General features: G+C 71.4%; 22 protein-coding genes. 12 read left to right on the top strand and 10 right to left on the bottom strand.

Going from position 1 to position 25,473, the window contains the following annotated elements; genetic code table 11:
- Nucleotides 1-12 precede the first annotated feature (12 nt).
- Genes RWM17_RS00175 through rfbB form a run of 3 tightly spaced genes read right to left on the bottom strand, consistent with a single transcriptional unit; the run spans nucleotide 13 to nucleotide 3,031 of the window.
- Entirely contained in the window at nucleotides 13-1,131 is a 1,119-nt protein-coding gene (locus RWM17_RS00175; RefSeq protein WP_314100544.1) for a glycosyltransferase family 1 protein, read from the bottom strand.
- A 17-nt stretch (nucleotides 1,132-1,148) separates the two neighbouring features.
- Nucleotides 1,149-2,048: a dTDP-4-dehydrorhamnose reductase gene (gene rfbD, locus RWM17_RS00170; protein WP_314100543.1), complete on the bottom strand. Its 900-nt coding sequence runs from the start codon at nucleotides 2,046-2,048 to the stop codon at nucleotides 1,149-1,151.
- The gene (gene rfbB, locus RWM17_RS00165) at nucleotides 2,045-3,031 is read right to left on the bottom strand and encodes a dTDP-glucose 4,6-dehydratase (RefSeq protein WP_314100542.1); all 987 of its coding nucleotides are present in this window, start codon (nucleotides 3,029-3,031) and stop codon (nucleotides 2,045-2,047) included. Before rfbB ends, rfbD begins: the two co-directional genes overlap by 4 nt.
- A 145-nt stretch (nucleotides 3,032-3,176) precedes the next feature.
- Here rfbB and RWM17_RS00160 point away from each other — a divergent pair, with 145 nt between their 5' ends.
- Together RWM17_RS00160 and rfbA are read left to right on the top strand one after the other, a co-directional pair.
- Nucleotides 3,177-3,794 (top strand): dTDP-4-dehydrorhamnose 3,5-epimerase, encoded by a 618-nt coding sequence (locus RWM17_RS00160; RefSeq protein ID WP_314100541.1) that lies wholly within the window; start codon nucleotides 3,177-3,179, stop codon nucleotides 3,792-3,794.
- Complete coding sequence (gene rfbA, locus RWM17_RS00155) at nucleotides 3,791-4,654, top strand: glucose-1-phosphate thymidylyltransferase RfbA (RefSeq protein ID WP_314100540.1); 864 nt, start codon at nucleotides 3,791-3,793, stop codon at nucleotides 4,652-4,654. The genes RWM17_RS00160 and rfbA overlap by 4 nt, the downstream gene beginning before the upstream one ends.
- A 74-nt stretch (nucleotides 4,655-4,728) precedes the next feature.
- Here rfbA and RWM17_RS00150 read toward each other — a convergent pair whose 3' ends face one another.
- Entirely contained in the window at nucleotides 4,729-5,397 is a 669-nt protein-coding gene (locus tag RWM17_RS00150; RefSeq protein ID WP_314100539.1) for a UDP-N-acetylglucosamine acyltransferase, read from the bottom strand.
- A 105-nt stretch (nucleotides 5,398-5,502) separates the two neighbouring features.
- Between RWM17_RS00150 and RWM17_RS00145 the strand changes: the two genes are divergently transcribed.
- Genes RWM17_RS00145 through RWM17_RS00130 form a run of 4 tightly spaced genes read left to right on the top strand, consistent with a single transcriptional unit; the run spans nucleotide 5,503 to nucleotide 9,042 of the window.
- Nucleotides 5,503-6,609: a DegT/DnrJ/EryC1/StrS family aminotransferase gene (locus RWM17_RS00145; protein ID WP_314100538.1), complete on the top strand. Its 1,107-nt coding sequence runs from the start codon at nucleotides 5,503-5,505 to the stop codon at nucleotides 6,607-6,609.
- Nucleotides 6,609-7,568 carry a Gfo/Idh/MocA family oxidoreductase gene (locus RWM17_RS00140; RefSeq protein ID WP_314100537.1) on the top strand — a complete coding sequence of 320 codons (960 nt, stop codon included), beginning with the start codon at nucleotides 6,609-6,611 and terminating at the stop codon, nucleotides 7,566-7,568. Before RWM17_RS00145 ends, RWM17_RS00140 begins: the two co-directional genes overlap by 1 nt.
- Nucleotides 7,565-8,056, top strand: coding sequence for a GtrA family protein (locus tag RWM17_RS00135; protein WP_314100536.1), 492 nt, complete (start codon nucleotides 7,565-7,567; stop codon nucleotides 8,054-8,056). The genes RWM17_RS00140 and RWM17_RS00135 overlap by 4 nt, the downstream gene beginning before the upstream one ends.
- A gap of 2 nt (nucleotides 8,057-8,058) precedes the next feature.
- Nucleotides 8,059-9,042, top strand: coding sequence for a glycosyltransferase family 2 protein (locus RWM17_RS00130; RefSeq protein ID WP_314100535.1), 984 nt, complete (start codon nucleotides 8,059-8,061; stop codon nucleotides 9,040-9,042).
- Nucleotides 9,043-9,096: 54 nt separating this feature from the next.
- On the opposite strand, the gene RWM17_RS00125 is transcribed toward RWM17_RS00130, so the two are convergent.
- The 3 genes from RWM17_RS00125 to RWM17_RS00115 form a co-directional block, all read right to left on the bottom strand.
- Nucleotides 9,097-9,969, bottom strand: coding sequence for a glycosyltransferase family 2 protein (locus tag RWM17_RS00125; protein ID WP_314100534.1), 873 nt, complete (start codon nucleotides 9,967-9,969; stop codon nucleotides 9,097-9,099).
- A complete protein-coding gene (locus tag RWM17_RS00120) occupies nucleotides 9,966-11,099 on the bottom strand; it encodes a glycosyltransferase family 1 protein (RefSeq protein ID WP_314100533.1) in 1,134 nt (377 codons plus the stop codon). Before RWM17_RS00120 ends, RWM17_RS00125 begins: the two co-directional genes overlap by 4 nt.
- Before the next feature lie 74 nt (nucleotides 11,100-11,173).
- Entirely contained in the window at nucleotides 11,174-12,232 is a 1,059-nt protein-coding gene (locus tag RWM17_RS00115) for a glycosyltransferase family 2 protein (protein WP_314100532.1), read from the bottom strand.
- Nucleotides 12,233-12,356: 124 nt separating this feature from the next.
- Between RWM17_RS00115 and RWM17_RS00110 the strand changes: the two genes are divergently transcribed.
- Together RWM17_RS00110 and RWM17_RS00105 are read left to right on the top strand one after the other, a co-directional pair.
- Nucleotides 12,357-13,535: a polysaccharide pyruvyl transferase family protein gene (locus tag RWM17_RS00110; protein WP_314100531.1), complete on the top strand. Its 1,179-nt coding sequence runs from the start codon at nucleotides 12,357-12,359 to the stop codon at nucleotides 13,533-13,535.
- A complete protein-coding gene (locus tag RWM17_RS00105) occupies nucleotides 13,528-13,851 on the top strand; it encodes a hypothetical protein (protein ID WP_314100530.1) in 324 nt (107 codons plus the stop codon). The genes RWM17_RS00110 and RWM17_RS00105 overlap by 8 nt, the downstream gene beginning before the upstream one ends.
- 60 nt (nucleotides 13,852-13,911) lie before the next feature.
- On the opposite strand, the gene RWM17_RS00100 is transcribed toward RWM17_RS00105, so the two are convergent.
- Nucleotides 13,912-15,177: an ABC transporter ATP-binding protein gene (locus RWM17_RS00100; protein WP_314100529.1), complete on the bottom strand. Its 1,266-nt coding sequence runs from the start codon at nucleotides 15,175-15,177 to the stop codon at nucleotides 13,912-13,914.
- A complete protein-coding gene (locus tag RWM17_RS00095; protein WP_314100528.1) occupies nucleotides 15,177-16,091 on the bottom strand; it encodes an ABC transporter permease in 915 nt (304 codons plus the stop codon). The genes RWM17_RS00100 and RWM17_RS00095 overlap by 1 nt, the downstream gene beginning before the upstream one ends.
- A gap of 146 nt (nucleotides 16,092-16,237) precedes the next feature.
- On the opposite strand from RWM17_RS00095, the gene RWM17_RS00090 reads away from it, so the two are divergent.
- The 3 genes from RWM17_RS00090 (at nucleotide 16,238) to RWM17_RS00080 (ending at nucleotide 21,790) form a co-directional block, all read left to right on the top strand.
- Nucleotides 16,238-18,745, top strand: a complete 2,508-nt coding sequence (locus tag RWM17_RS00090; RefSeq protein WP_314100527.1) for a glycosyltransferase — start codon at nucleotides 16,238-16,240, stop codon at nucleotides 18,743-18,745.
- Nucleotides 18,742-20,370, top strand: coding sequence for a DUF2142 domain-containing protein (locus tag RWM17_RS00085; RefSeq protein ID WP_314100526.1), 1,629 nt, complete (start codon nucleotides 18,742-18,744; stop codon nucleotides 20,368-20,370). The genes RWM17_RS00090 and RWM17_RS00085 overlap by 4 nt, the downstream gene beginning before the upstream one ends.
- 76 nt (nucleotides 20,371-20,446) lie before the next feature.
- Nucleotides 20,447-21,790 carry a hypothetical protein gene (locus tag RWM17_RS00080; protein WP_314100525.1) on the top strand — a complete coding sequence of 448 codons (1,344 nt, stop codon included), beginning with the start codon at nucleotides 20,447-20,449 and terminating at the stop codon, nucleotides 21,788-21,790.
- A 70-nt stretch (nucleotides 21,791-21,860) separates the two neighbouring features.
- Here RWM17_RS00080 and RWM17_RS00075 read toward each other — a convergent pair whose 3' ends face one another.
- Nucleotides 21,861-24,482 (bottom strand): GH25 family lysozyme, encoded by a 2,622-nt coding sequence (locus RWM17_RS00075; RefSeq protein ID WP_314100524.1) that lies wholly within the window; start codon nucleotides 24,480-24,482, stop codon nucleotides 21,861-21,863.
- Nucleotides 24,483-24,675: 193 nt separating this feature from the next.
- On the opposite strand from RWM17_RS00075, the gene RWM17_RS00070 reads away from it, so the two are divergent.
- Nucleotides 24,676-25,461 (top strand): polyprenol monophosphomannose synthase, encoded by a 786-nt coding sequence (locus RWM17_RS00070; RefSeq protein WP_314100523.1) that lies wholly within the window; start codon nucleotides 24,676-24,678, stop codon nucleotides 25,459-25,461.
- Nucleotides 25,462-25,473 lie beyond the last annotated feature (12 nt).

Here is a 25,473-nt window from a genome sequence, read left to right as displayed (position 1 = left end):
TCGGGGCCCGCCTCAGAGGTCGGCGTGCAGCTGCCAGACCTTGTCGGCCGAGTCGCGCCAGCTGAACGCCCTGGCCCGGTCGAGCCCCGCGATGCCGAGGCGGGAGGCCAGCTCGAGGTCGGTGACGACCTGGAACATCGCCTGCGCGAGTCGCTCGGGGTAGCCCTCGGCGTCCTCACGGGGAACGACGACGGCGCCGTCGGCGGCCACCTCCACGAGCGCAGGAGCGTCGGAGACGATGGTGGGGGTGCCGAGGCTCAACGCCTCGACCACGGGCAACCCGAAGCCCTCGGCGAGGCTCGGGAAGACGAAGGCGGACGCGCGCTGGAGGAGGACGGCGAGCTGGGCGTCGGAGACGAAGCCCAGTGTGCGCACCCGCTCGGGCGAGAGGCCTGCCTCGGCGACCACGTCCGTCACGCGGACGTCGCCCCAGCCCTCCGGGCCCACGACGAGCAGCGGGACGTCGGGAGCGTCGGGGTGCGCCATCGCTCGGATGAGCGGCACGAGCCCCTTGCGAGGCTCGATCGTCCCCACGCTGAGCACGTAGGCATCGGGCAGGCCGAGTCCGTCCGCCACGTCGTCGGCGTCGGCCGGTACACGGAGGTCGTCGCTGACGGCCCCTCCGACGACGCGGACGCGGTCGCCGAAGGGGAAGAGCTCGAGCAGCTCGCTCGCGACCGCGTGGGTGGGCACGACGACTGCGTCCGCGTGACGGAAGGCGCGCTTCGCCATCGCCTTGTGCCAGCGGACGCCCCGGGGGGTCAGCGTCTCGGGATGCGTCCACGGCACCGTGTCGTGGATCGTGACGACGGTCTGGTTGCCGGGGGCGAGGCCCCGGTCGTGGCGACCGAGGGGAGCCAGCAGGCTGGTGGCGTGGACCATGCCCCGCCCCGGCAGCCCGGCGATGCCGGCCTGCCAGGCGAGGGACAGCTCACGACGGCCGAGGGGCGACTTGGCCAGCCCGCTGAGCCCGGGCACGAGGTCGGTGAGCCGGTCGTACTCGGCCTGCGGGTGCGCCGCGACGACCCCTTGGACGTCGCAGCCCCGAGGCGCGGTGAGGACCAGCGCCCTCGAGAGCTCGCTCGTGTAGCGGCCGATGCCTCCGGGGACGGGCGCGAGGATCTGGTCCATGACGACCCTGAGGGTCGTCATCGTCCGTCGGCGGAGCCGTCGGAGGGAGTGTCGTGGACGAACACGCCCTCGGCGGAGGCCTCGGCCAGGGCTTCCTGCCACGGTCGCATCGGGCTGAGCCCGGCCCGGGCCCAGGCGTCGTGCCCGAGCACGCTGAACGCCGGCCGTGCGGCGGGCCGGACGAAGGCCGAGCTGTCCGTGGGCAGGACCCGCTCGGGGTCGAGGCCCTCGAGCCGGAAGGTCTCCTGCGCGAAGCCCTGCCAGCTCGTCGAGCCCGAGTTCGTGCCGTGGTAGATCCCGGCCGGGGCGTCGGAGTCGACGAGGGCGACGATCTGACGGGCCAGGTCCATCGTCCAGGTGGGCTGCCCGACCTGGTCGGCGACCACCGAGAGGGTGTCCCGGGTCGCCGCGAAGCCGAGCATGGTCTTCGGGAAGTTCGCACCGTGGCGGCCGTAGAGCCACGCCGTCCGCACGACGTACGTGCCGTCCGGGTGGGCCGCGAGGGCCGCCTCCTCGCCGACGGCCTTGGTGCGACCGTAGGCGTTCAGGGGATCGCGGGGCTCGTCCTCGGCGTAGGGCTCCGTGGCGTCGCCCGCGAACACGTAGTCGGTCGAGACCGTGACGAACGTCGCGCCGACGGAGGCGGCGGCCTCGGCGAGCAGCCCCACGGCGGTCCCGTTGACCGCGAGGGCCGCCTCCTCGTCGGTCTCGGCGGCGTCGACGGCCGTGTAGGCGGCGGCGTTGATGACGACGTCGTGGCCCTGGACGGCCGCGAGGACGGCGTCGCGGTCGGTCACGTCGAGGTCGGCCCGGCCGAGGAGGGTCACGTCACGGCCGAAGAGGGCCTCGACGAGGTCGGACCCGAGCATGCCGCGGGCTCCGGTGACCAGGTACTTCGCAGGGGAGATCGGGCTCATGCGAGGGCCGCGCGCTCCTTGAGGGGCTCCCACCACTGGCGGTTGTCGCGGTACCACTGCACCACCTCGGCGAGCCCCTCGGCGAACGGGACCTGCGGCTCGTAGCCGAGCTCGGCGCGGATCTTCGAGATGTCGACCGAGTAGCGGAGGTCGTGGCCGAGGCGGTCCTGCACGCGGTCGACGTACGACCAGTCCTTGCCGGTGGCCTCGAGGAGCATCTCGGTCAGTTCTCTGTTGGTGAGCTCGGTGCCGCCGCCGATGTTGTAGATCTCGCCCGCACGGCCGCCGACGAGCACCATGGCGATGCCACGGGTGTGGTCGTCCACGTGCAGCCAGTCGCGGATGTTGTTCCCCTCGCCGTACAGGGGCACGTGGACGTCGTCGATCAGGTTCGTGACGAAGAGCGGGATGACCTTCTCGGGGAAGTGGTACGGGCCGTAGTTGTTGCTGCAGCGCGTGATCGAGATGTTCAGGCCGTGCGTGCGGTGGTAGCTGCGGGCGAGCAGGTCGCTGCCGGCCTTCGATGCGGAGTAGGGGGAGTTCGGCTCGAGCGGGCGGTCCTCGGCCCAGGATCCCTCGGCGATGGAGCCGTAGACCTCGTCGGTCGAGACGTGCACGAAGCGCGCCAGGTCGTTCCGCAGGGCGGCGTCGAGCAGCTGCTGCGTGCCGAGCACGTTGGTCTCGACGAAGATCGAGGCGTCGCGCACCGAGCGGTCGACGTGCGACTCGGCCGCGAAGTGGACGACGGCGTCGACCTCGGGGAAGAGGGTGTCGAGCAGGGCGCCGTCGCGGATGTCGCCCTGGACGAAGCGGTAGCGGGGGGAGTCGGCGACGCTTGCCAGGTTCTCGAGGTTGCCCGAGTAGGTGAGGGCGTCGAGGACGACCACCTCGGCACCTTCGAGCCCCGGGTACGCGTCTTCGAGGGTGCGGCGGACGAAGTTGGAGCCGATGAAGCCGGCTCCGCCGGTGACGAGGATTTTCACGAGAGTTCCTTGATGTGGTCGGTCGCGGATGTCGGTCGATCCTAGCCGGGGAGATCCGACCGGGCGGCGTGGCGGGGCGGCGGGGCGCGAGGTCGCCGCCGGAGCTCCACCCCGGTCCGATAACCGGTCGCGGTAGGGTGTCCGGGTGCAGATCCGTGAACTGAAGATCCCAGACAGCTACGAGATCACGCCGAAGCAGTTCGGCGACGATCGGGGAGTGTTCCTCGAGTGGTACCGGTTCGACCGGCTGGAGGAGACGATCGGCCACAGCATCGACCTCCGCCAGGCCAACACCTCCGTCTCCAAGCGCGGCGTGGTCCGTGGCATCCACTTCGCCGACGTGCCCCGCGGGCAGGCCAAGTACGTGACCGCGACGCACGGCGCCGTCCTGGACTACGTGATCGACATCCGGGTGGGCTCGCCCACCTTCGGCCAGTGGGACTCGGTGCTGCTCGACGGCGTCGACCGGCGCGCCATCTACCTCGCGGAGGGGCTGGGCCACGCCTTCGTGGCGCTGACCGACGACGCGACCGTCAGCTACCTGGTCACCGACACCTTCGACGCCGAGCGTGAGCACGGCATCGACCCCCTCGACCCGGAGATCGGCCTCGTGTTCCCGCCCGAGGCGGGCGAGGCCCTGCTCTCCCCCAAGGACACGGCGGCCCCCGGGCTGTCCGAGGCGGCGGACGCGGGTCTCCTGCCGACGTGGGACGACATGCGCGCCTTCTACGCGAGCCTCGACCAGCAGGGCGGCGCAGCGTGAAGGGCATCATCCTCGCCGGGGGCTCCGGCACGCGGCTCTGGCCCATCACGAAGGGCATCTCGAAGCAGCTGATGCCCATCTACGACAAGCCGATGGTCTACTACCCCCTGTCGACGCTGATGATGGCCGGCATCCGCGAGGTGCTCGTCATCACCACGCCCGAGTACAACGACCAGTTCCGGGCCCTGCTCGGCGACGGGTCGCAGCTCGGCATGACGATCGAGTACGCGGTCCAGCCGTCGCCCGACGGCCTGGCCCAGGCGTTCGTCATCGGCGAGGAGTTCATCGGCGAGGACAGCGTCGCGCTCGTGCTGGGCGACAACATCTTCCACGGCGTCGGCCTCGGCTCGAACTTGAAGAAGAACGCCGACGTCGAGGGCGCGACGATCTTCGCCTACCACGTGTCCGATCCGAAGGCCTACGGGGTCGTCGAGTTCGACGACTCGTTCCGTGCGGTCTCGATCGAGGAGAAGCCCGCGGCTCCCAAGAGCAACTACGCCGTGCCCGGGCTCTACTTCTACGACAACGACGTCGTGCGCATCGCGAAGACGATCGAGCCGAGTCCTCGCGGCGAGCTCGAGATCTCGACCGTCAACGAGCGCTACCTCGAGGCGGGCGCGCTCCAGGTGCAGGTGCTCGACCGCGGCACGGCATGGCTCGACACCGGCACCTTCGAGTCGATGATGCAGGCGTCCGAGTACGTCCGGGTCATCGAGGACCGCCAGGGCCACAAGATCGGCTGCATCGAGGAGATCGCCTGGCGCAACGGCTGGATCGACGACGAGCACCTCGCGTCGCTCGCGGCTCCGCTCGCCAAGAGCGGCTACGGCGTGTACCTCGCGGCGCTGCTCGGCAGCTGAGCGACGGACCAGAGGAGGGGCGTGCGGGGATCCGCACGCCCCTCGCTCGTAGTGGCGCCCCCGTCGCCGACCCGTCAGGGCTCGAGCAGATGAGCGAGGCCCAGCTCCTCGAGGTCGGCGGGAGACGTGCGGCCGTCCTCGTAGGCCCGTGCCAGGGCCGTGACGACCGCCTCCTCGTGGCCCGCTCGTCGCATGCCGACGACGTTGGCGGAGGCGACCCGCGCGGGTGAGCCCCAGGACTTGGAGAACGGCGGCAGGTCGCGCGTCACGACCGAGCCCATGCCCACCATGGCCCCGCGGCCGATCGACCTGGTCTGGTGCACGGTCGTGCCGAGGCCCAGGTTGGCGCCCGCGCCGACGTGGACGTGACCGGCGAGCAGCACGCTCGACGCCAGGGTCACGCCGTCCTCGAGCACGCAGTCGTGAGCGACGTACGACTGGTTCATGACGAAGGCGTCGTCGCCGACGGTCGTGACGCCCTTCCAGCCCTGGTGCACCTGGGCCGCCTCGCGGATCACGGTGCGCGAGCCGATGACGACGCCGCCGCCGGCGCTCTCCGACGAGAGGCCCGGGTGCTCGAACGAGCGGACCTCGGGCGGGGCGCCGACCACCACGCCGGCGCCGAGCCAGTTGTCGTCGCCGATCGTGACCGGGCCCCGCACGACGACGAACGGACCGATCACGTTCCCCGAGCCGAGGCGGACGTCGCCCTCGATCACGGCGGTGGGGTGGATGTCGTTCATCGTGCTCCGTTCGGGGGTGTCCTGGCTGAGGCCAGCTCGCCTCCAGGGTATGTTGGACGGTGGCATAAAACGCGATCGGGGGGCGGCCCCCAGTCTGGAATTCTCATGATCCCCATCTCGCGAGTCGATTTCGGCCCGGAAGAAGAAGCATCCGTCCTCGAGGTCCTCAGGTCGGGCATGATCGCCCAGGGCCCCAAGGTGGCCGAGTTCGAGGCGGCGTTCGCCGAGGCGTTCGGCGCCGAGCACGCGATCGCCGTCAACAACGGCACGACCGCGCTCATCGCCGCCATGGAGGCGATCGACCTCGGCCCGGGCGACGAGGTCATCACCACCCCCTTCACGTTCGTCGCGACCGTCAACGCGGTGCTCAGCACCGGCGCGTCCGTCCGGTTCGCCGACATCCGCCGGGACGACTTCAACATCGACCCGGCCAGCGTCGAGGCGCTGGTGACCGAGCGCACCAAGGCGATCGTGCCCGTGCACCTCTACGGCCAGATGGCCGACATGGCGCCCATCATGGCCGTCGCCGAGCGGCACGGCCTCGCCGTCGTCGAGGACTCCGCGCAGTCGCACGGAGCCATGTACGACGGTCGCTTCGCCGGCACGTTCGGCATCGGCACCTTCTCCTTCTACGCGACGAAGAACATCGCGACGGGCGAGGGCGGCATGATCACCACCTCCGACGACGCGGTCGCCGACAAGCTGCGTGTCCTCCGCAACCAGGGCATGCGGGCTCGCTACCAGTACGAGTTCCCCGGCAACAACTACCGGCTCACCGACCTGCAGGCTGCCGTCGGCGTGCCGCAGCTCGCGCGGTACGAGGGCATCGTCGAGGCACGCCAGCGGAACGCCGCAGCGCTCACGGCACGCCTGGAGGAGGTGGGCGGCATCGTGCCGCCCCGCCAGCTCGAGGGTCGCCGCCACGTGTGGCACCAGTACACGATCCGCGTCACCGAGGAGGCGGGCCTCAGCCGCGACCAGCTCAGCTCGCAGCTCGCCGAGGACGGCGTCGGGTCCGGCGTCTACTACCCGGCTCTCATCGGCGACTACGCGGCCTACCGTGGCCACCCGCAGATCGGCACGGAGGAGACCCCCGTCGCCGCCGAGGTCGTCGGCCAGGTGCTGTCGCTCCCGGTGCACCCGCACGTCGGCGACGACGGCGTCGCGCTCATCGCCGACCGCATCGCGGCTCGCGTCGGGGTGAACGCCTGATGGCCCGCCAGCGCGTCGTGCTCGTCGGGGCCGGCATCATGGGCAGCCACCACGCCCGCGTCATCTCGCAGTCCTCCGAGTCCGACCTGGTCGCCCTCGTCGACCCGTTCGAGGAGGGCGGCCGTCGCGTCGCGGGACGCTACGGAGCCACCTGGCTGCCGGAGCTGCCGGACCTCGACGACGTCGACGCGGTAGTCGTCGCCGCGCCCACCGAGCACCACCGCCCCATCGCGCTCGAGGTGCTGGGCTCGGGGACCCCGCTCCTGATCGAGAAGCCGGTCGCCGCCGACCTCGGGGTCACCCGCGAGATCGTGACGGAGGCGGACTCCCGGGACGTCCCGCTCATGTGCGGCTTCCTCGAGCGCTACAACCCCGCCGTCCTCACCGCCGCGTCGATCATCGAGCAGCCGCTGCACATGTCGTCGGTCCGCCACTCGCCGTACGCGCCGCGCATCCGGACCGGTGTCGGCTGGGACCTCCTGGTGCACGACGTCGACCTCAGCCTCCGGTTCCTCGGGACGGAGCCGACGACCGTCACGTCGTCCCTCGGGCACTTCCACCCGACGTCCGGTCCGGACTCGGAGGACGTCGCCGAGGCGGTCCTCGGCTACGCTGACGGCGGGGTCGCCCACGTCTCCGCGAGTCGCGTCGGCCAGCGGAAGATCCGACAGATCAGCGTCTACGAGCTCGACCGTCTGGTCGAGATCGACCTGCTCCGTCGCGACGTGACGGTCTACCACCACGTCTCCGAGAACTCGGCGGACGGCGAGGGCCGGGGCTACAAGCAGCAGACCGTGATCGAGATCCCGGAGATGGTCACGAGCCAGGAGCCGCTCACCGCGCAGTTCGAGCGCTTCATGTCGCTCGCCCGGGGCGAGGGCGACGCCGCCGCCGAGCGCGCAGGTCTCCTGCCCGCCCACGTCGTCGTCGACCGCGTCCTCCACGGCTCGGCCGAGTGAGCGCCGGGGGTCCCGGCGGCGCCGAGCGCGGGCACGGCGGCGACGCGAGGCCGTCGCCTCGCGGCTTCCGTGCGCTCCTCGACAACGGGGTCGTCCGGTACCTGCTCGTCGGCGGGTCGGCCTTCGTGGTCGATCTCGGGCTGCTCGCGCTGTTCCACGAGCTGCTCGGATGGCCCGTGTGGATCGCGACCGCGGTCGCCTTCCTGCTGAGCTTCGCGTACACGTACACTCTGCAGCGACTCGCCTTCCGCTCCGAGCGGACGCACGGCACCGCCCTCGTCCGGTACACGATCCTGGTGGCCGTCAACCTCGTGGCGACGTCGGGCCTGGTGGCCCTGCTGGCCGTCACACCGATCGGGTGGGTGGGCGCGAAGGTCGTGACGACCGCGGTCACCACCGTCTGGAACTTCTTCATCTACAGGTACTGGGTCTTCGCGGCCCCTCGCAGTGACGCGGCGTCGACCTCGGCGCCCACCCAGGAGGTCTGACCGTGTTCCAAGGAGCAGTCGTAGCCGCAGTCGTGCCGGCGTACAAGGAAGAGTCGATGATCGACCGGGTCATCGACACGATGCCCGACTACGTCGACCACATCGTGATCGTGGACGACTGCAGTCCCGACGCCACGAGCGACGTCGTCCGGCGCAGCACCGACCCGCGGGTCGACCTGATCCGTCACGAGGTCAACCAGGGCGTGGGCGGGGCCATCATCACCGGTCACGAACGGGCCATGGAACTCGGTGCGGACGTGAACGTCATCATGGCCGGCGATGCCCAGATGGATCCGGCGTACCTGCCTGCGCTCCTCGAGCAGGTGACCGACGGCGGCTACGGCTTCGCCAAGGCCAACCGGTTCTTCTCGCCGGAGTCCTTCGACGGGATGCCCCGCTACCGTGTGCTGGGCAACATCGGGCTGTCGTTCATGACCAAGCTCGCCTCGGGGTACTGGCACCTCTTCGACCCCCAGAACGGCTACACCGCCATCCGCACCAGCGTGCTGCAGCGGCTGCCCCTCAAGAACGTGGCGAAGCGGTACTCCTTCGAGAACGACCTGCTGATCCACCTGAACATCCTCCAGGTGCCCGCGGTCGACGTGCCGATCCCGGCCGTTTACGGCGACGAGGTCTCGAGCATCAAGCTCTCCAAGGTGGTCCCCGAGCTCGTCAACCTGCTCGGGCGAGGCTTCTGGCGACGGATCTGGTACCGCTACGTGCTGTGGTCGTTCAGCCCCATCGCCCTGCTGCTCGTGCTCGGGATCGTCCTCTTCGGGTTCGGCCTGGCCGTGTCGGTCTGGCTGGCGTTCCTGTCGCTCAACAGCGTCATCGCGACGGCGGCCACGGTGATGCTCGCCGCCCTGCCCCTCATGCTCGGCGTGCAGATGCTCATCAGCGCACTGCAACTCGACATCCAGGCGAGTCCCGACACCCCGGACGGGCACCCGTTCCCCGGGCCGGACGTCCCGACCCCCACCGTCTGACCCCGGCGACCGGCGCCATCGCGCCTCACGTGCCTCGCCGGTCGGCGGTGAGGCTCAGGAGGCGCGGCGCCGCCGACGGGTGACCCATCGCGCGCGCGCGGCCAACCCGAGGCGCAGGGCGAGCCGGAGCGGAGCGAGGACGCGTCCGTGGTACTTCCGGGACAGGTAGAGGTAGGCGCTCTCGTGGTGGACGCGCTCCATGACGACGGAGTTCTGCGACGTCGACTGCGCCCCGGCGTGGACGACCGTGCCGGTCGGCACGTAGACGCTTCGCCAGCCGGCCCGGCCGAGTCGCTGGCCCAGGTCGACGTCCTCGAAGTACATGAAGTACGAGTCGTCGAAGCCGCCGACCTCGTCGAAGGCCGAGCGGCGGAGCAAGAGGAACGCGCCCGACAGCCAGCCTGCATCGCGCTCACGATCGAGCTCGCGCTCGGCCTTGTAGGACGTCGACCAGGGGTTCGTCGGCCAGACCCTGCCCAGGGCGGCGTGGCCGACCCCGGTGCGGAGCGACGGGAGGCTCCTGGCTGACGGGTAGGTGCCGCCGTCGTCGTCGAGGATGCGCGGGCCGAGCGCGCCGGCGTCGGGGAGCCGCTCGGCCGCCGACAGCAGGAGGGCGAGGCAGTCGGGCTCGACCACGATGTCGGGGTTGGAGACCACGAGGTAGGTGGCCTGTCGCTCGAGGGCCGCCACCGCGGCGGTGACGCCCGCCCCGTAGCCGGCGTTGGCCGCCAGGTGGAGGTACCGGGCACCCGAGGCCTCGACGAGCTGGACGACCGTCGCGGAGGGCACGGGGGAGTTGTCGGCGACGACGACCTCCGCGTCCGGCTGTCCGGCGCGCCGGAGGGACTCGCCCAGCGAGGTCAGGAAGGCGCCGATGGTGTCGTCCGACCCGTACGCGACGGCGACGACCGCGAGCGAGGCCGTCACGCCGCCTCCTCGTACGCGACCAGGTGACGGTCTGCCGTCCGCCGCCAGGTGAACTCGGCCGCGCGGGCCCGGCCCGCCCGGCCGAGCCGGCCCCGCAGGGCCTCGTCGTCCATCAAGGACCTCAACGACTCGACGAGGGCGTCGACGCTCACGTCCGTGTAGGCGACGGCGTCGCCGCCGACCTCGGGGATGGCCGTCCACCGGGTGGTGAGGACGCAGGCTCCCGTGGCCATCGCCTCGAGGACGGGGAGGCCGAAGCCCTCGGCGACGCTCGGGTAGACGACGGCCTCGGACCCGCCGAGCAGCGCCGGGAGCGTCTCCAGGGGCAGGTAGCCGACCTCGTGCAGCCCGTCGCCCGGGCGTCGGGCGTCGAGCAGGGCGAGCGCGTCGTCGTCCCAGCCGCGGCCCCCGGCGATCACGAGGTCGGGGAAGTCGGGATCGGCGTCGCGGAGGCGGTGGTGCGCCTCGATCAGGACCCCGACGTTCTTGCGCGGCTCGATCGTCCCGAGGAACGCGATCCACGGGCGCCCGGGGGCGAGGTCGAGCAGCGGTCGCGCGGCCTCCGTCTCGGCGGCCGTCGGTGGCCGGAAGAGCGCGGCGTCCACCCCGTGGTGCGCGACGACGACATGGGCGCGGGCCCCCCGGACGAAGCGCCGCAGCTCGGACGCCGTCGCCTCGCTGGGCACCACGCACACGGTGCGCCGATCGCGCAGGGCCAGGCGAGTCCAGGCGGAGAAGAACCCGCGCTTGAGCGCGCCGTGACGTTCGGGGTCGCTGAAGAAGGTCGCGTCGTGCAGCGTGACGACCCGCGGCCCCCTGCGGACGAGCGGCCTGGTGTAGTGCGGCGAGTGGACGAGACGGGCGCCGACGCGACGGGCGAGGAGGGGCAGGCCGAGTTGTTCCCACAGGAGTCGGAGGGGCGTCCTCGACGTCCACGCAGGGGACGTGAGCACACGACGACCAGGCGCCAGGGTCCGGAAGCGCGACGCGTGCTCCGGGCGCGCGACGAGCGAGAAGTCCGCACCTGCGTCGACGAGGCCGGTGACGAGGCCCTCGAGGTACCGGCCGACGCCTCCGAGCTCGGCGGGGATCGCCGTGGCGTCGATCAGGACAGGCGTGGTGCTGGGCATGTCCTGGACCTCATCTCGCGCTGTCGTGCGTCGTCAAGCATAACGAGCCGCGCGCGGCCCCCGGTCGGTTCCGGTCACGAGTCAGGGACGAGGTGTCCCCGCAGCCGAGACGAGGGGACGCGGGCACGGCGGTCGAGGGACCGACGGGCACGGAGGGCGGACGGGAAGCGGACGACGACGTCGGCCACGCCGCCCAGCCGGCCGAGCAGTTCCTCGCGTGCGGCCGCGTCGCCGGGTGTGCGCGCGGCGCGGACCGCTGTCGACGCGACGCTCCCGAGGGCACGGGAGAGGGTGCCCGGCAGCGTCGAGGCGGGGGCGTTCCGGAGCGCGACGACGACGCGGTTGCGGGTGTTCCAGCGGACGAAACGACGGCTGCCCGTGCCCGAGGAGGCGGCGTGGGCGTGGTGCGAGACCGCGTCCCGGGCCCAGCGGACGGACCACCCGTGGCGGCGGAGCCGCCACGACAGGTCCGTGTCCTCGTAGTACATGAAGAGCGTCTCGTCGAAGAGGCCGACGTCGTCGAGGGCTGCGCGGCGGAGCGCGCACGCTCCGCCGTGGAAGCCGAACACATCGGCGTCGTAGTCGGTCCCCAGCGGTGCGAGCCACCCGCGATCCCGGCCGTTGCCGCTGACGGAGACGAGGTTGCCGGTGCTGTTCAGCAGCGGGACGGCGTCGTCCCGCCCGGACGCGTCCCGCCGCCAGCGGGTGCCGTCGTGCCCGACGAAGTCCCCGTCCGGCGCACGCACGAAGGCGCCCTCGAGGACGACGGTGGCCGTCGTGGCCCCGACGGAGGCGTCAGCGAGCAGGGGAGCGACGAGTGCGGCCGTGAAGGTCGGCTCGTAACGGGCGTCGTCGTTGACGACGGCGACGACATCGGCGTCGACGCCTCGGACACCGGTGTTCGCGCCCGCACCGTAGCCTCCGTTGTGCTCGCGGCGCAGCACCGTCACGGTGGGGAAGGCGGTGCGCACCCAGTCGGCCGAGCCGTCGACGGAGCCGTTGTCGACGACCACGACCTGGTGTTCCCAGCCGTCGGGGACCTTCTGGTCGACGAGCGACCGCACGCACGACCCCAGGCGGTCTCGGCCGTTCCAGGTGACCACGACGGTGGCGACGCGCAGAGGGGGGGACACGAGAGCCCAGCCTAGCGAGACGTGCGCCGTCGACGCGGCCGCGCTCGGCTCCGGAGCAGGTCGCCCTGCTAACGTCGACGGCTCGTCGGGGCCGGTCGGGCACCGTCGGCAGGGAGGACACCGCATGACCACGACGACGCGACGGGACGTGCTCCTGGTGGGCGCGTACGAACGCGACAACTTCGGGGACTCGCTCTTCCTGCTGGCGACCGAGCGCCTCCTCGAGGGGCGTGCCCTCGCCTCCTCGGTCATCTCGTCCGACATGACGGACGTCCTCGGTCGACGCGTGGTCTCGACGGACGCCGCGTTGCGCGCCGCGTCGTGGCGTGCGGTCTGGGTCGTGGGGGGCGAGATCGGCGGCGTCACCGTCCAGGACGCCCTGCCCATGTCGCTGGCCGACCCGCTCGGCAGCGAGTACGAGCAGCTGTCGCCCGCCGACCGGACCGACTTCGACGCGTTCGTCTCGGGCCTGGACGGCCAGGCGCCCGCGTACCTCCCCGAGCTCGGCCGCTACCCCCGCGCCGCCGGCACGCGTCTCGTGGTGCACTCGGTGGGCCTGACGGGGGCGGAGCGGGACGCGGACGGCGCGATCACGGGCCGGGAGGCCGTCGCCCTGCGGGGCGCCACGAGCGTCACCGTGCGCGAGGACGGTTCACGGGCCGCGGCGGAGGGGGCAGGCATCCCCGTCTCGACGTCGCCCGACCTCGTCCACGCCCTCCCTGCCTTGTTCCCGGACCTGGCAGCCCGGACGTCGACCGTCGGCGACGAGCGTCGCTCCCTCGTGTTCCAGATGAACCGCGGGCTCGTCCACCACCACGGCGCCGAGGAACTGGCAGGGGTCCTGGTGGGCATCGCGACCGAGCACGACGCCAGGGTCCTGCTCTTCCCCGCGGGCACGGCGCGCCATCACGACAGCCCCGAGCAGTACGACGAGCTGCTCTCCGCCGTCCGGACGCTCGGTCCCGACGTCGACGCGCGCGTCGTCAGCACCCGTGACCCGCTGGGGCTCGCGCAGGTCGTCGCGAGTGCCTTCTGCTGGATCGGCTCATCGCTGCACGGGCGCATCGTGAGCTCGGCCTACGGCGTGCCGCGGGTGAGCCTGGACGTCGACAAGGTGACGAGGTACGCCACGACCTGGGACCCCGACCTCCCCGCCGGGGTGACGCTCGACGAGGTGCCGGAAGCGGTGCGCTCGGCCCTGGCCGCCGCCGGGAGCCCAGAGCAGGTGGCACACGGTCGCGAGCTCGTCGAGGAGGCCTCGTCGCGGGGGCGGGCCGTGGCGGCGGAGGCGCTCCGTGGCTGACGAGGTCGGGGTCCGGCCGGACTTCGTCGAGCGCGCGCTCGCCGACGAGGTCGACCGGCTGAGGTCCGAGCACCTGGCCGCTCTCGGCCGGGCACGGGACCGGGCGGAGGCGGACGCGGAGGTGCTGCGCGGCCTGCGTGAGGAGCTGAGGGTCTCGCACGAGCACCTCGTCGAGACGGCCGCACAGCGCGCAGCCCAGGAGGACAGGGCCTTGCGGGCGGAAGCCGCGCTCACCGCCGTGCACGAGTCGAGGTCGTGGCGCTCCACGGCGGCCCTCCGGCGGGTGTCCGAGGCCCTCTCGCGCGACCACCGCTGATCACCCGGACACGAGGCGGCCGCGGGGCGGGCGGCCCCGTCGCGGGCGGCCGCCCCGCGGTCAGCGGCTGCGGCTGCCCGGTGCCTCGACGACGGCGGCAGAGCGCTCGACGCGGAACTCACCCGTGAACTGGACGTCGCCGGCACCGTGCGGGTCGCGGGCGAACTCGATCAACGCGGCGTTCTCGTTCAGGTCGAGCCGCTGGCCTGCAGGCCGCTCGGCGCCGAACTGGACCACGTACTGGCCGCCGCCCAGCGACATGTCCTCCATCGTGAAACGGAGATCGTACGTGCCGGGCTCGTCGGGCAGCGGGTGGTCGAAGCCCTCCGAGTTCACTCGGTAGACCAGGTGCCCGGGAGGCGTGGCGATGCTGAGCCCGGCGATCCAGGGGCCGAAGTCGTGGACCGTGCAGGTGGCCACGACCTCGAGGGCGGAGCCCGGCTCGATCACGCCGTCGTGGGGCACGCCGTCCACGAGCACCACGACGTCGTCGATGGTCACGGCGGGCAAGGGCTGGCCGGCCGAGTCGACCTGCTCGGGGGGCAACTCGGCGATGCGGTCCTCCTCGAACGTGCCCCGGAGGGCTCGCACGCCGGACTCGGCGCTGCCGTCGTGGACGACCTCGCCGGCCTTGAGGACGATGATGCGGTCGCAGAGGTCGGCCACCTGCTCGACCGAGTGGCTCACCACGACGATGGTGCGGCCCTCGCGCTGGAACTGCCGGATCTTGTCCATGCACTTCTTCTGGAACGGCTCGTCACCGACGGCCAGCACCTCGTCGACGAGGAGCAGGTCGGGGTCCGAGTTGATGGCGACGGCGAAGGCGAGCCGCACGTACATCCCGGACGAGTAGAACTTCACCTGCGTGTCGATGAACTGGCCGATGCCGGAGAAGTCGACGATGTCGTCGAACACGTCCTCCGTCTGCTGCTTCGACAGCCCGAGGATCGAGGCGTTCAGGAACACGTTCTCCCGGCCGGTGAGGTCGGGGTGGAACCCGGCCCCCAGCTCGAGCAGGGCGGCCATCCGGCCACGTCGCATCACCGATCCGCTGGTCGGGTGGATGATGCCGCCGATGGCCTTGAGCAGCGTGCTCTTGCCGGAGCCGTTGTGGCCCATCAGCCCGACCGTCTGCCCCGGGAAGATGTCGAGCGAGACGTCGCGCAGGGCCCAGAAGTCGTCCTTCAGGTCTCGCGACTGGCGGAAGTTGACGATCCTCTCCTTGATCGACTTGTCCTTGTGGATCACGAAGCGCTTGGAGACGTCCTGGACGGAGATGATCGGCCGCGCGTCGGCAGCGGCGGGAGGTGCGGCGGTCGGGGTCATCACAGTTCCTGAGCGAAGTTGCTCTGCAGGCGCGAGAAGACGCGCTGGCAGATCCAGAGGAGGACGAGGCTGATGGCCAGGGCGATCAGCAGGCGGAGGCCGAGGTGGGGCGGCCAGTAGATCGTGGGGTCCTCCGTGCCGGCCAGCCAGATGGCCTTCTGCATGCCCAGCGTCGCGAGCGTCAGCGGGTTGGCCAGGTACAGGGACTCGGCGAAGGTCCCGACGAGCCGGTCGTGCACGAACGTGAAGTTGTAGACGATGGGCGAGGCCCAGAAGAGGACCAGGACGAGGATGTCGACGATGTGCTGCGTGTCGCGCAGGTACACGTTCAGCGCGGACAGCAGGAACGCGATGGCGGTGCCGAGCACGATGACCAGGGCGATCGCGAGGGGAGCGTAGAGGAGGTCGCGGTGCAGCGGGAACGAGCCGGAGAGGACGGTCGCCGCGATCAGGATGACGAACTGGATGCCGAAGTTGAAGAGCGCGCTGCCGACGGCGCTCAGGGGGAAGATCTCCCGTGGCAGGAAGACCTTCTTGATGAGTCCCGAGTTGTTCACCACGGAGCTGGTGCCGCCCGCGACGATCTCGGCGAACAGCCCCCAGATCGTCAGGCCGGTGAAGACGAACACCGCGAACTCGGGGGTCGCCCTGGCTGCGCCGAGGAACTGGCCGAGCGCGACGTAGTAGATGAGGAGCTGGACGATGGGGCGCATCAGGGACCAGACGATGCCGAGGACGCTGTTCTTGTAGCGCGCACGGATCTCGCGACGGACGAGGAGTCCGAGCAGCTCGCGGTACTCGAGGACGCCGCGCACGCTGTCCACGGTGCCCCGGAACAGCCCGCGTCGATCTCCTACCTGGACCAGGTCGTCGGCGATGACCCGCTCGACTCGGTCGGCATGGTTGAGGCTCAACGCAGCCCTCCTTCTGTGGTCGATGACATCGGGTGATCCTAGGTCACGAGCCCTCGGCCCGATCCGAACTAGGGTTGTGGTCGTCACAGACCGCATCCACGAGGATAGACCGCGCCCGCGGCCGTCCTGTTCCGAAAGGCCACGCCGTGAAGAAAACTCGTGACGGAGTAATCTCCGTCGTCCTCGTCAACTTCCGGGGCACGGACGACACGCTGACCTGCATCGCCGAGCTGGAGAAGGTCGAGTGGCCCGCCGCGCGGCTACAGATCATCGTGGTCGAGAACGGGTCGGGCGACGACAGCTACGAACGGCTCAAGGCGGCGGGCACGTCGGCCACGATCATCCGGTCGAAGGAGAACCTCGGCTTCACCGGCGGCTGCAACCTGGGCGTCGACCACGCCAGCGGCTCAGTCGTCGCTTTCCTGAACAACGACGCGCGACCCGACGCTCGCTGGATCGCCGAGGCCATGGCCGTCCTCGAGGGCGACGAGGGCATCGGAGCCGTGGCGAGCAAGGTCCTCGACTGGGACGGCGTCGACATCGACTTCGCGGACGCGGCCGTCACCTGGTACGGGATGGGCTACAAGCCGACGGCGGGCCAGCCCGACGACGGCTCGCACGAGGTGGCCCGTGACGTCCTCTTCGGCACCGGCGCGGCCATGTTCGTGCGCACCGAGGCGTTCCGCGAGCTCGGCGGGTTCGACGACCGCTACTTCATGTTCTACGACGACGTCGACCTCGGCTGGCGGTTGAACCTCGCCGGGTGGCGGGTGCGCTACGTGCCGCAGTCGATCGCCTTCCACAAGCACCACGCGTCGATGAACAAGTTCGGCGACTTCCGCGAGACCTACCTGCTCGAGCGCAACGCGCTGTACACGCTCTACAAGAACCTGGACGACGAGACCCTGGCCACGGTGTTCCCCGCCGCGCTCGCGCTCGCGGTCCGACGGGCCGTGGCACGCGGCGAGCTGGACTCCGAGATGCTCGACATCCGTCGGGCGGGTGGCGACGACCAGGGCACCGTCCCCGTCTCGAAGAACACGATGGCCGGGATCTTCGGCATCGACCAGCTCGTCGAGAACATCCCGTCGCTGAGTGAGTCGCGCCGCGAGATCCAGGCGAACCGGGTCGTGTCCGACCGCCAGCTCATCGGCCTGTTCGGCAAGCGCGACGAGCCCGCGTACCCGATCGAGGACTACCTCTCGGGCTACGACAAGCTGGTCGCGAGCCTCGACCCGCTCCGGATCTCCGGGCGTCGTCGGGTCCTGGTCGTCACGGGCGACGCGATCGGCGACCGCATGGCCGGGCCGGCCATCCGGGCCTGGAACATCGCAGAGCTCCTCTCCGAGGAGCACGACGTGCGGCTGCTGAGCCTCAGCAAGGCAGTCGACCGCGGCCAGTCGTTCGAGCTGGCGACCGCCTCCCACCACCACCAGTCGTCCATGAAGCCGCACGAGGCCTGGGCCGACGTCATCGTGGTCCAGGGGCACGCCCTCAACCTCTTCCCGGTCCTCGAGCACACCGACAAGATCGTCGTCGTCGACGTCTACGACCCGCTGCACCTCGAGCAGCTCGAGCAGGGCCGCGGGCACGGCCACGACCAGTGGGACGCGCAGATCTCCGACGCGACGTCCGCCCTCAACCTGCAGCTCGCGATCGGCGACTTCTTCCTCTGCGCCTCCGAGCGTCAGCGGTTCTTCTGGCTCGGCCAGCTCGCCGGGCTCGGCCGCGTCAACGCGCAGACCTACTCGCGTGACGAAGACCTCAACTCCCTCATCGCCATCGCGCCGTTCGGCATGACGACTGAGGACCCGGTCCACAGCACGGCGGTCGTCAAGGGCGTCGTGCCCGGGATCGGCGAGGACGACAAGCTCGTGATCTGGGGCGGCGGGCTCTACAGCTGGTTCGACCCGATCACCCTCATCCGCGCCATCGGGCAGCTCGCCGAGCGGCGGCCGAACGTGCGCCTCTTCTTCATGGGCGTGCAGCACCCCAACCCGGACGTGCCCGAGATGGACATCGTCGGGCAGTCGCAGGCCCTGGCCGCCGAGCTCGGGCTCCTCGGCGTCAACGTCTTCTTCAACCAGACGTGGGTCGACTACGACCAGCGCCAGAACTACCTCCTCGAGGCGGACGCGGGCGTCTCGACCCACTACCAGCACCTCGAGACGACGTTCTCGTTCCGCACGCGCATCCTCGACTACCTCTGGGCCGGACTCCCCATGGTCAGCACAGTGGGCGACTCCTTCGCCGACCTGATCGAGAAGGAGGGCCTCGGCGCCACCGTGCCCGAGCGCGACGTCGACGCCCTGGCCTCGGCCCTGGAGAGCGTCCTCTTCGACGAGGAGGCGGCCGACACGGCACGACGGAACGTCGCGAGGGTGCGTCAGGAGTTCACCTGGGACAAGGCGATGGCCCCCCTCGTCGAGTTCTGCCGCAACCCGCTCCGCGCCGCGGACCGGTCGGGACGTCGGCAGGGCAGGGCGGCGCTCCCGTCGCACGGCGGCGCCGTCGTCGTCCCTCGGCGGGCCAAGACCTACGGTCTTCGTCACGACCTGGGCCGCGTCGTGCACTTCGCCCGCGAAGGGGGAGTGCAGGCCGTCGTCGGCAAGGTGCAGGAGCGTCGTGAGCGCGCCCGGCGGATGGCCGAGTGAGCGCCGCCTCGACCGAGGAGACCCGAGACCGCCGTCGTGGACGCCGCGACGGCGGAACCGGCGGGCACCCTGCCGCTCGGGCGGGCCGCCGCACGCTGAGGGTCTGGCTCCTCGCCTTCGTCGCGTTCGCGGTCGTCAGCGGCACGTGGGCCCTCACGAGCCCGACGGGGGCGAGCCCCGACGAGCCGGCGCACATCATGAAGGCAGCCTCGGTGGTGCGCGGCCAGCTCATCGGGGAGGCGACCGACAGTCCTCCCGTCAAGTCCGTCGAGGTACCGGCCGGCATCGCGTACGCGGCCTACGCCATCTGCTACGCCCACTTCCCCGAGACGACGGCGGACTGTGCTCCGGCGTACCCGGCGGACCCGGCAGAGATCGTGGACGCGACGACCAGTGCGGGCCTCTACAACCCCGTGTACTACGTCCTGGTCGGCTGGCCGTCGGTCGTGCTCGACGGCAAGGCCGCCCTGATCGGCATGCGGCTGGTCAGCGCTCTGCTCTGCTCGCTCTCCTTCGCGACGGCGATAGCCTGCCTGTCGCGCCTGCGCCGGCCCGTGCTGCCGGTCTTGGTCGCGATCGCCTCGGTGACGCCGACCATGTGGTTCCTCGCCGGGTCGGTGAACCCCAACGGGCTCGAGGCCACCGTCGCGCTCTCCTTCGCGGCGTCCTACTTCGTCGTCCTCCTCGGGAGATCGTCCCCGCCGTCGTGGCCGATGGTCGCCGTGATGGCAGCCTCGGGCGCGCTCCTCGTGCACATCCGCGGGCTGTCCCCTCTGTGGTTGGGGCTCATCGTGATCCTCGGCGTCGTCCTCGTCGGCTGGCCGAGGTTCGTGGAGCTGCTTAGGCTGCCCCGCGTCCTGGGCGCCGTCGGGCTCGTGGCCGTCTCGACCGTGTTCGCCCTCATCTGGGCGTCGAGGACCAACTCGGTCGCCTCGGTAGGAGAATTCCCCGGACAGGGCACGACGTTCGTGGGCGGCTTCGTCGAGATGCTCGAGCGCACGGTCGACTACGCGCTGGGGATGGTCGGGTCCCTCGGCTGGCTCGACACCCCGGCACCCCTCTACACGATCTACGCCTTCCTCGTCCTCGCCGGCGTGCTGCTCGCGGTCCCCCTCCTCGCCCCCGGCGAGAGGCTTCCCCGAGCGGCGCTGGCCTTGGGCGTGGCGCTCTTCCTCCTCGTGCCGCCGCTGGTCCAGGCGGCCACGGTCACGGAGTCGGGCTACGTCTGGCAGGGGCGCTACGTGCTGCCCTACTTCCTCGCACTGGCCGTGCTCGCCGCCATCGTCGCCGATCCCGTCCTGGCACGCGCGTCCCGCGTGGTCGTCCGTCGGCTCACCGCAGTATTGGTCGTGCTGTTCCCGATCTGCACGGTGATCGCCGAGCTGACGTTCCTGCGCCGCAACTCCGTCGGCTTCTCCCAGTCGTGGCTGGCCATGCTCGGCGACACCCCCTGGCACCCGCCGGGCGCGTCGACGACCGTGTGGGCGCTGATCGTCATCGGGGGAGGGCTGATCGCGATCGCCGCGACCGTGCTCGTCCTCCGCGAGCTGTCCCCGGACGACCGTGGACCGGACGACGCCGAGCTCGACTCCGTGGTGTCCGGCCGGGGCGAGGTCGACCGGTAGCCTGGTCCGGTCCCGGCCGGGACGAGGCTCTCCGCCCGGGACCGGCTCCGCGTTCCCGGGAGGATCCTCCGCCGTCATGCCCCGCTTCGTCACCCGAGAGCGCCTCGTCGCCCTCGTCGCCCCGCTCCTCCTCGTGCTCGTCGCCTGTGTCTCCGTGGGCGTGCACGTGCCCGACAACGAGGCCCTGTCGCCCATCGACGAGTGGGTCTACGCCGACTACCTCGACAAGGTGCCGACGCAGGGCGTCGTGACGCGGGGTGAGGAGACGGGCGAGTTCGCACGTTCCGAGCTGGCCTGCAACGGGGTGCGCCTGGCCCTCGACGAGAACCCGGTGCTCTGTGCCCAGGTGGCCGCCGGCACCGAGAAGGACTCCGACCTCCCCATGGGCGGTGTGACGTCGGCCGACATCTACACGCCGGCCTACTTCGCCGTCACGTGGGTCATGGCCAAGACGATCCAGTTCCTCGGCGTCGACGACCTCCTCGACGCGGCGTCGTACGCGGGGGCCGTCTGGCTCTCCGTCGGGCTCCTCTTCCTCTTCGCGGCGATGCGGAGGCTGGGCGTCGGCCGGACCGTGGCGGTGGCCCTCGGCGCGCTCGTGACCGCGTCGCCCGGCGCCTTCTGGTCGTCGACGTACGTGAGCACCGACGCCCCGGCCCTCGCGGTGGGCGGCAGCCTCCTCTGGCTGGCTGTCCGGATAGTCCAGGGGCGGTCGGGCAAGGTCGCCTTCGTGCTGGTCAGCCTCGTCGGGGTGGTCTTGAAGGCCCAGTTCCTGCTCGGCATCGCCGTCGCCGGTCTCGCCGTGGTCGGCTGGACGGCCGCGAGGGCGTTCGCGGAGCGAGGCCACGACGCGAGGAGGGGCGGCTGGGTCGTGCGGGCGCTCCTGGCGCGCGAGACCCTGACGGTCGTCGCGAGCTTGGTCGTGGCCGTCGTGTTCCAGGTCGTGTGGGCCGTCGTCCGCTCGGCCATCGCGACGGGACCTTATCCCGACCAGTCCGTCGCGCTGCCGGTGACGGTCCACGGCCTGCTCGCCGAGGTCCTCAAGTTCCTGCCGCTCACTGCCCAGGACCCGACCGACGTCGCGAACTCGATCGCCCTGGTGACCGCCGGGACGCTCGTCTCGTGGCTGTCCATCGCCGGCGTCGTCGGACTCGTCGCGGTCGGTCGGGACGACGCGGAGTCGACGTGGTTCGCGCGGGCCGCCCTCGTCGCCGCGGTCTCGGCGGGTCCGGTGCTGGCGGCGGGGTCGATCGTCGTCAGCGGCTACTACTTCGAGCTGCCGTACCGCTACGGCCTGGCCATGCTCCCCGCGTTCATGCTGTGCGCCGGCGTCCTGCTCAGCCGTCAGCGTGCCTGGTTGCCGGTCTCGCTGGCCGTCGTGAGCGGCGTGGTCTACGCTGCGTCGCTCGCAGGGAACTGAGCAGCCCGCACGCACACGAGAGGGCCCCGCACGTCAGCGACGTGCGGGGCCCTCTCGTGTGCGTGGACGATCAGCCGAAGATGTTCCAACCGCTGCCGACCGGCACTCCTGCAGCCCAGCCCGAGCGCGTGAGGCCGGCCCGCGTCGTGCCCGGGTACCACCAGAGCGTCCCGTCGGCCCGGCGACCCAGAAGGTCACCCGAGCGGACTCCCGCGTCCCCGGTGCCGGTGACCACGTCGAAGACGGTCCAGCCGCTCCCGACCGTCAACGGAGCGGCGAAGCCGGCGTCGCCGACCGCGGATCCCGTTCCGGGCAGGACGACGAGGCCCCCGCCCCCGACGAGTGCGGTCAGGTCCGCCTTGCCGTCGCCGTTCAGGTCTCCCGTGCTCTTGGGCGCGAAGCCCGGCACGGAGGCCTTGGAGAGCGACGTGGCCGCTCCGAACCACGGGGAGCCGGCGGTCGTCCTGGCGAGTCCCTGGCGGCCCGTCACCGCGCCTCCTGCCCCGACCGAGACGACGTCGACCTTCTTGTCGCCGTCGAAGTCGCCGAGAGCGAGGTCGCTCACCCCGGACCAGCCGGTGGCCTCGAGCTGGACGGGCTGCCCGTAGGCGACGCCGTTCGTCGAGACCGTGCCGGTGCCGGGATACATCCAGAGGCTGCCGTCGTTGCGGATTCCCACCAGGTCGCGTCTGCCGTCGCCGTCGACGTCGCCGCCGTCGACGACCTTGCGGAACGATCCCCAGCCCTCGCCGATGCGCTGGCCCGGTCGGTAGCTGAGGTGCACGCCGGCGTTGGTGCCGTAGCCGGCGTAGTACCAGAGTCCGCCGTCCGTCGCGATGGCGACGACGTCCGCTGCTCGGTCGCCGTTGAGGTCGCCCGCCCCGAAGAACGAGGCGAAGCCGTTCCAGCCGCTGCCGACCTGCTGGCCGTTGCCGAACGCTGCTTCCTGACCGGTGATGCCCGCGAGGAAGAGCAGCTCGCCGCTGCGGGTCCGGGCGTAGAGGTCGGAGCGACCGTCGCCGTCCGCGTCGCCGGCAGCGAGGAGCAGTTCGCTGCCGACGAGGCCCGTGCCCAGCACGGCCGCGCTCGCGTACGAGCCGCCCGAGCGCGTGTAGAGGGTGAGGCTGCCGTTCGTGCGGAACCCGGCCAGGTCGTCGAGACCGTCGCCGTTCACGTCGCCGACGCCGACCACCTGGGAGAAGCCGTTCCAGCCGGTGCCGACGAGGACGCCCGCGGACAGGGTCCCGTCGCCCCGTCCCGGATAGAGGATGAGCGAGCCGTCAGGGTGTCGGGCGAGCAGGTCGCGCTTGCCGTCGCCGTCCGAGTCGCCGGTGGCGACGAAGTCCGTGAAGGCGTCCCACCCGGAGCCGACCTGACGGCCGGCGCTGAGGCCGGCACCGGCGGTCGAGCTGGCACCGGTCCCGGCGTAGAGCCACAGGCTGCCGTCGGGCTTGCGGGCCATGACGTCGGCCTTGCCGTCGCCCGTGACGTCGCCGACGCCGGCGATCTGGTTGAAGACGCCCCATCCGGAGCCCATCTGCACCCCCGAGCCGAAGGCGACGCCCGAGCCCGACTTCCCGGCACCCGGGTAGAACCACAGGGTCCCGTCCGGCCGACGTGCCATGACGTCGGGTCTCCCGTCGCCGTTCAGGTCACCTGCCCCGACCGCCGGCTGCTGCATGGGCAGTCCGTTCAGGGCCAGCTGCTGCAGGGTGGCCAGGCTGCCGTTGAAGGTGTTCGAGTCGCCGGGGAACGGGCCCGTGCTCGAGTACTGCCACATCGTGTACGACGACCAGCCGGCGGGCAGGGTCCCCGCACCCGAGGCGAGGTTCGCCGGGTAGCGAGCGATGAAGAGCGGGTTGGCGCCGAAGGTCGGGTTGTTGCCGGTGCAGGTGCGCCACCAGTCCGTCGTCGTGTAGATGGCCGGGCGAGCACCGGTCAGGGTCTGGATGCGCTGCGAGAACTCGGCGATCCACTGGCTCATGGCTGCCGGGCTGAGGCCGTAGCAGGAGTTGGTGCCGTCGCTGGCCGCGTAGGGGTTGTACTCGATGTCGAGCAGGGGCGGCAGGGTGCGGCTGTCGCCCACCCATCCGCCGCCGTTCGCGACGAAGTAGTTGGCCTGGGCGGTGGCGCTCGAGATGTTGGGGCGGGCGAAGTGGTAGGCGCCCCGGATCATGCCCACGGCGTAGGAGCCGTTGTACTGCTGGGGGAACTGTCCGTTCCGGTAGGTGAGCCCCTCGGTGGCCTTGACGTAGGCGAACCGGGCGCCCTGGGCCCAGACGCCGTTCCAGTCGACGTTCTCCTGCCAGCCGCTCACGTCCAGGCCGGGGACGCCGGGCGGGAAGGCCGCCTGGGCCGACAGCTGACGCTGCTGCGAGCGCGGGGCCGCGGGCTGGGGCTCGTTCGACGGGACCGTCGACCCCATCGTGTGGTTCTCTGCCGCGTTCATCTCGGCCAACGACGGATCGAGGTCGACGAACGAGCCGTCGGCGGTCGTGGGAGCGGTGGGGGCAGCCGGAGGCGTCGCCGACGGTGACGGCGCCGCGGTCGGTGACGGCGACGTGGTCGGCGCCGCCGTGGGAGGAGGCGTGCTCGGGGCGGCGAGCGCGGGCTGCGGCGCCCCGACGAGGCAGGCCCCGACGAGTGCCGCGGCGGTCAGCGCCCCCGCGAATGTGGAGATGGTCGTGCGCAAGTGATGTTCCCCTCGGTGGTGTCCGGGCACACCGAGGCGGCCCTGTCCTGATCTCGCGAAGGCTACAGGACGGTCGATCGCCCCAGAAGGAGCTCGGGCGCCCCGAACTGGGGGTCGCGACCTGCACTCGGGGCGACCGTCTAGAGTCGAGTCGGCCCCAAGGCCACGTCCCCGCACAGGAACGGATCCACGCATGACCGCCCACACCGGCGCAGGCGCCCTCGTCGTCCTCCCCACCTACGACGAGGTCGAGAACCTCCCGATCATCCTCGGGCGTCTCTTCGCCGCCGCGCCGGACGTCGACGTGCTCGTCGTCGACGACGGCAGCCCCGACGGCACGGGCGAGCTCGCCGAGCGGATGGCCGCCGCCGACCCCCGCATCCACGTCGAGCACCGCACCGGCAAGCTCGGCCTCGGCTCGGCGTACGTCAAGGGCTTCCGCTGGGGCCTGGAGCGCGGCTACGACTTCGTCATCGAGATGGACGCCGACGGCTCCCACCCGCCGGAGGCGCTGCCCGAGATGATCTCGCGGGTCACCGGGGACGATGCCTGGACCCCGAGCCTCGCGATCGGCAGCCGCTGGGTGCCCGGCGGCTCCGTCGTCAACTGGCCCGTCTCGCGCCAGCTGCTGAGCCGTGGCGGCAACCTGTACGCGCGGCTCGCCCTCGGTCTCCGTCTCAAGGACGTGACGGCGGGCTTCCGCGTCTACACCCGAGACGCACTCGCAGCCATGGACCTCGCGGGGATCGACTCCAAGGGCTACTGCTTCCAGGTCGACATGACGCTCCGCACGCTCGACGGCGGCGGTCGCGTCGTGGAGGTGCCGATCGAGTTCCGTGAACGCGAGCTGGGCGAGTCCAAGATGAGCCAGGCGATCGTCGTCGAGGCCATGGCCCGGGTCACCGTCTGGGGCGTGCAGCGGCGTCTGGCGGCCCTGCTGGGTCGCCGACCGGGCCCCGACTGGGTCGTCGAGCGCTGAGCACGACCGGGG

Origin of the sequence: uncultured Frigoribacterium sp. (genome assembly GCF_963515265.1) — a bacterium.
In the GTDB taxonomy this organism is placed as follows: domain Bacteria; phylum Actinomycetota; class Actinomycetes; order Actinomycetales; family Microbacteriaceae; genus Frigoribacterium.
This window is presented reverse-complemented; position numbering and strand designations above follow the sequence as displayed.

Coding starts and splice junctions, on each gene's coding strand:
- RWM17_RS00175 (WP_314100544.1), bottom strand. CDS start 1,131: ATGGACCAGATCCTCGCGCCCGTCCCCGGAGGCATCGGCCGCTACACG.
- rfbD (WP_314100543.1), bottom strand. CDS start 2,048: ATGAGCCCGATCTCCCCTGCGAAGTACCTGGTCACCGGAGCCCGCGGC.
- RWM17_RS00150 (WP_314100539.1), bottom strand. CDS start 5,397: ATGAACGACATCCACCCCACCGCCGTGATCGAGGGCGACGTCCGCCTC.
- RWM17_RS00145 (WP_314100538.1), top strand. CDS start 5,503: ATGATCCCCATCTCGCGAGTCGATTTCGGCCCGGAAGAAGAAGCATCC.
- RWM17_RS00140 (WP_314100537.1), top strand. CDS start 6,609: ATGGCCCGCCAGCGCGTCGTGCTCGTCGGGGCCGGCATCATGGGCAGC.
- RWM17_RS00120 (WP_314100533.1), bottom strand. CDS start 11,099: ATGCCCAGCACCACGCCTGTCCTGATCGACGCCACGGCGATCCCCGCC.
- RWM17_RS00110 (WP_314100531.1), top strand. CDS start 12,357: ATGACCACGACGACGCGACGGGACGTGCTCCTGGTGGGCGCGTACGAA.
- RWM17_RS00100 (WP_314100529.1), bottom strand. CDS start 15,177: ATGACCCCGACCGCCGCACCTCCCGCCGCTGCCGACGCGCGGCCGATC.
- RWM17_RS00080 (WP_314100525.1), top strand. CDS start 20,447: ATGCCCCGCTTCGTCACCCGAGAGCGCCTCGTCGCCCTCGTCGCCCCG.
- RWM17_RS00070 (WP_314100523.1), top strand. CDS start 24,676: ATGACCGCCCACACCGGCGCAGGCGCCCTCGTCGTCCTCCCCACCTAC.